The organism is Burkholderia sp. Cy-637, assembly GCF_011753175.1.
Lineage (GTDB): Bacteria > Pseudomonadota > Gammaproteobacteria > Burkholderiales > Burkholderiaceae > Burkholderia > Burkholderia gladioli.
In genome coordinates this window covers 1-4,259 of the sequence record NZ_VWWC01000296.1, presented here as the reverse complement: position 1 = coordinate 4,259, position 4,259 = coordinate 1, and the positions used below count along the sequence as shown (strand labels likewise).

The window sequence follows — 4,259 nt, the reverse complement described above, 5'->3', positions numbered from 1 at the left end:
AGCACGCGCACCGCACGCGGCCCGGCCGCCAGGGCACGCCGCAACAGCGATTCGGCCTCGCCGGCCGCGCCGCGCTGGAATTGCAGCACGCCGTAGCCGTGCAGCGCTTCCGGGTGCCCGGGTGCCTGCTCGAGCGCGGCGCGGTAGTCGCGCGCGGCGTCGTCGAGGCGGCCGGTTCCGTGCGCGGCCTGGGCGCGGGCCAGCTCGGTGGCCGCCGTCGATGCCGGCGCCCGCGTCGCGGGCAAGCCGGCTTGTTCACCTGTCGTCATGGGATTCCCCCTGGTTGGCTTGTCGAGATCGCCCGCCGTCTTCATTGCCCGATCTGGATCATCCGCACGTAGTCGACCGGCGGCGAGCCGAGCGTCACGGCCAAGCGCAGGCCGCGCGGCAGCGGCATGCCGAGCGTGGTGGTATTGCTCACGCCGTGCTGGGCGAGAAACTGCGCGTAGACCTGCTCGATCGCGGCCTGGTTGCCGGTCCAGCCGCCCGGCGCGATCCACACCGAGAGCTGCATCGAGCGCGCGTCGTTGCTGGCCGTCACGCTGGCGAACCGGTCCATCTGCTTGAGCGCGTCGGCCAGCTCGGCCAGCGAGGCCAGCGGCGGCGAGGCGCTGCGCAGCAGCGCGTGCCCGCGCAACTGGTAGCGCACCACCTGCACGAAGGTCGGCCCGGCGCCGATGCCGGCATGGCGCACCAGCACCAGCTCGTTGGCATGGATGCGCAGCGGCGCGCCGAACACCTCGTCGGCGCTCACCAGGTTGAGCAGGTCGAACTGGAGCTGCGAGAAGTAGCGACCGAGCAGGCGCGTCTGCGCGAGATTGCCCGAGATGGTGTCGCGGCCGCGGATGGTCGAATCCAGCCCGCGCCAGGACAGCAGCGCGATCACCGCGATCAGCGCGATCGCCACCAGCATCTCGATCAGCGTGAAGCCGCGCGCGCGGCGCCGGGCCTCAGTAGCGCGCTTCATTCTGGACCACCGAGACCAGCTCGGCGAGCACGGTGCGGCTCGAGCCCGAGGCGTAGACGCTGACCTTCACCTGCCTGAGCCGCGGCATCGCCATGGCGCTCACCGACTGGCGGCAGACGAAGGCATACGGCCCCTGCGGACAGGCGAAGCTGGTGCTGCCCACCGGCGGAAACGCGGTGCCGATGCGGATCGCGCCGAGCGCGTTGTCGGCGCTCCACAGCGCCAGCAGGCGCATGCGCGCGGTATCGGTGTCGGCGGCGAGCGCGCCGATCGCGCGCATCACCGCGCCCAGCGCGATCGCCACGATCGCCAGCGCCACCAGCACCTCGATCAGCGTGAAACCCCGTTGCACCGTTCGCGCGGCGCGTCGCGTGCTGGATTCGATCCTCATTGCCCAGGTCTTGTGGTTGGTGTGCCGCCTCGCGTCCGGCGGCCTCCGGACGAACAGGCAAGGTAAGCAGCGCCTGTGGCAGCGGCATGTCGAAAGCTACGGACCTTTTGAGCGTTTCGCGCCGGCGGCGCGGCGGGGCCGAAAAAAGGGTGCGAGCGCGAGCGTCGCGGGCGCCGGCCGGCGGGCCGCGGCGGGCATTGGAGCAAATGTTCCGTAACTTTCGTCATACCGGTGTTACGGGTGCTCCGATAGCCTCGCGGATCAAGGCAGCACGCCGGCGTCCCGACGCGCCGCGCCACGAGACATCGTCGAGAGAACAGGGGCCATAGATGACATCGAAGGGGGAAGGGATCGCGCTCGCGAGCACCGCCAGCACGCTGCCGCCCGACGCGGCGCGCGTCGAGCAATTGCTGGCCCGGGCTCGCGGCGCGCATCAGGAGGGCGCGCTGCAGCAGGCCGAGACGGCCTATGCGGAGCTGCTGGCGCTGGACGGCGAGCATCCCGAGGCGCTGCACCTGCTGGGCGCGCTGCGTTTCCAGCAGGGGCGGCTGGACGAGGCCGAGCCGCTGATGCGCCGCTCGGTCGAGCGGCGGCCCGCGCCGCTGTCGCTGGCCAATTACTCGGCGGTGCTGGTCGGGCTCGGCCGCGAGGAGGAGGCGCTGCAGCGGCTCGACGAGGCGCTCGCGATCCAGCCGGCCCACCAGCGCGCGCTGTTCCAGCGCGCCGGCCTGCTCGGCCAGCTGGGCCGCCACGAGGAGGCTTGCGCCGCCTACGACAGCCTGCTCGCGCAGGTGCCGAATTTCGCCGACGGTTATGTGAAGCGCAGCGAGGCGCGCCGGCTGCTGGGGCGCCTTGAGGACGCGCTGCGCGACTGCGATCGCGCCCTGCAACTGGCCGGCCGCAGCTTCGACGCGCAGCGCTCGCGCGGGCTGGCGCTGCGCGGGCTGGGCCGCTACCGCGACGCGGTCGACAGCTACGGCCATGCGCTGGCCTTGCAGCCGGGCCATGTCGAGGCGCTGTTCCTGCGCGGCGTGGCCTGGCTGGACCTGAGCGACGCGGCGCGCGCGCTGGCCGACTTCAATGCCGCCATCGCCGCGCATCCGGCCTTCGTCGACGCGCTGTTCAACAGCGCGATCGCGCTCGGCCAGCTGGATCGCCACGACGAATCCCTGGCGCGCTGCGATCGCGTGCTCGCGCTCGACCCCGGCCATGGTCCGGCGCTCGCGCAGCGCGGCAACGCGGCGGCCGAACTGGGCCGCCTGCACGACGCGGTCGACAGCTACGCGCGCGCGCTGGCGGTGCGGCCCGACGCGGCCGAGGTGCTCTGCAACCATGCCAGCGCCTTGCTCACGCTGGGGCGCCACGACGAGGCGCTCGAGGCGGGCGAGCGCGCGCTGGCGCTCGACGCCGGCAATCCGCGCGCGCGCTTCATGCGCGGCCGCGCGCGCCTGGAGATGCATCGCTACGAGGCCGCGCTCGACGATCTCGACGCCGTGATCGCGGCGACGCCCGGCGACAAGCTCGCGCATTTCCAGCGCGCCAACGCGCTGCGCGCGCTGCGCCGCCACGACGAGGCGCGCCAGGCCTTCGCCGATGCGATCGCGATCGATCCCGACTACGTGATCGCGCATTGCACGCGCTCCTTCCTGTGCCTGGCCACCGGCGACTTCGAGGCCGGCTGGGCCGCCTACGAATGGCGCTGGCGCGACGGCCAGCTCGATGCCAGCCGGCGCGGCTTCGCGCAGCCGCGCTGGACCCACGGCATGCCGCTGGCAGGCCGCACGATCCTGCTCTATGCCGAGCAGGGCCTGGGCGACACCCTGCAGTTCTGCCGCTACGCGCCGCTGGTGAAGGCGCTGGGCGCGCGCGTGGTGCTCGAGGTGCAGCCCGAGCTGATCGCACTGCTCGGCTCGCTCGACGGGGTCGACGCGCTGGTGGCGCGCGGCGCGCCGCTGCCGCCCTTCGACCTGCATTGCCCGCTGATGAGCCTGCCGCTCGAATTCCGCACCGATCTCGACTCGATTCCCGCCGCGCTGCCGTACCTGCGCGCCGACCCGGCCCGCGTCGCGCGCTGGCGCGAACGGCTCGGCCCCGGCGACGGCCGGCCGCGCATCGGCGTGGTGTGGTCCGGCAATCCACTGCACCTGAACGACCGCAATCGCTCGCTGGCGCTGGCCGAGCTGCTGCCGATGGTGGATGCGCGCCACGAGTGGATCAGCCTGCAGAAGCTGGTGCGCGACGAGGATCGCGCGGTGCTGGAGGCCAGCGCGATCCGCTTCGTCGGCGACCAGCTCGGCGATTTCGCCGATACCGCCGCCCTGGTCGAGACGCTGGACGCGGTGATCAGCGTCGATACCTCGGTAGCGCACCTGGCCGGCGCGCTGGGCCGGCCGCTGGCGGTGCTGCTGCCTTACACGCCCGATTTCCGCTGGATGCTCGATCGCGAGGACAGCCCCTGGTATCCCCAGGCGCGGCTGTTCCGCCAGGCCGAGGGCGGCGCCTGGCCGCCGGTGGTCGAGCGCGTGGCGGCGGCGCTGTCGGCCATCGTCGGCGGGGGCGCGGCATGAGCCGCGTGACCCCGGGCGTGGCCGCGGCGGCCGTGGCAGGCAATGCCGCGCTGCTGCGCACGGCGCTCGACGACGGCCTGCGCCAGGCGCGCGCGCTGCTGGAGCGGCGCGACTACCAGGCGGCGCGCCGGCGCTACGAGGGGGTGCTCGCGCTGATGCCCGACAACCTGGAGGCCCTGCACCTGCTCGGCGTGACCTACCTCCAGCTCGACGATCCGGCGCGCGCCGAGCCGCTGTTCGCGCGCTCCCTGCAACTGGGGCTCGACGCGCCCTGGACGCTCGCCAACCACGCCGCCGCGCTGGCCGGCATCGGCCGCCACGCGCAGGCGCTGGA

5 protein-coding genes are annotated in these 4,259 nt (G+C 73.3%); 2 read left to right on the top strand and 3 right to left on the bottom strand.

The window, feature by feature from the left end; genetic code table 11:
- The 3 genes from F3J10_RS34525 to gspI all read right to left on the bottom strand — a co-directional run.
- A partial coding sequence (locus F3J10_RS34525; RefSeq protein ID WP_167243952.1) for a tetratricopeptide repeat protein occupies positions 1–269 on the bottom strand: 269 nt, incomplete at its 3' end.
- A 41-nt stretch (positions 270–310) separates the two neighbouring features.
- Positions 311–967, bottom strand: coding sequence for a prepilin-type N-terminal cleavage/methylation domain-containing protein (locus F3J10_RS34520; RefSeq protein ID WP_166916862.1), 657 nt, complete (start codon positions 965–967; stop codon positions 311–313).
- Entirely contained in the window at positions 951–1,358 is a 408-nt protein-coding gene (gspI, locus tag F3J10_RS34515; RefSeq protein WP_029951186.1) for a type II secretion system minor pseudopilin GspI, read from the bottom strand. The genes F3J10_RS34520 and gspI overlap by 17 nt, the downstream gene beginning before the upstream one ends.
- A gap of 329 nt (positions 1,359–1,687) precedes the next feature.
- Between gspI and F3J10_RS34510 the strand changes: the two genes are divergently transcribed.
- Positions 1,688–3,925, top strand: coding sequence for a tetratricopeptide repeat protein (locus F3J10_RS34510; protein WP_167243951.1), 2,238 nt, complete (start codon positions 1,688–1,690; stop codon positions 3,923–3,925).
- The coding region (locus F3J10_RS34505; protein ID WP_167243950.1) for a tetratricopeptide repeat protein at positions 3,922–4,259 on the top strand (338 nt) is incomplete at its 3' end. The genes F3J10_RS34510 and F3J10_RS34505, both read left to right, overlap by 4 nt.

Excerpts from the sequence above, each read along its gene's own strand:
- gspI (WP_029951186.1), bottom strand. The coding sequence starts at position 1,358 with ATGAGGATCGAATCCAGCACGCGACGCGCCGCGCGAACGGTGCAACGG.
- F3J10_RS34520 (WP_166916862.1), bottom strand. The coding sequence starts at position 967 with ATGAAGCGCGCTACTGAGGCCCGGCGCCGCGCGCGCGGCTTCACGCTG.
- F3J10_RS34510 (WP_167243951.1), top strand. The coding sequence starts at position 1,688 with ATGACATCGAAGGGGGAAGGGATCGCGCTCGCGAGCACCGCCAGCACG.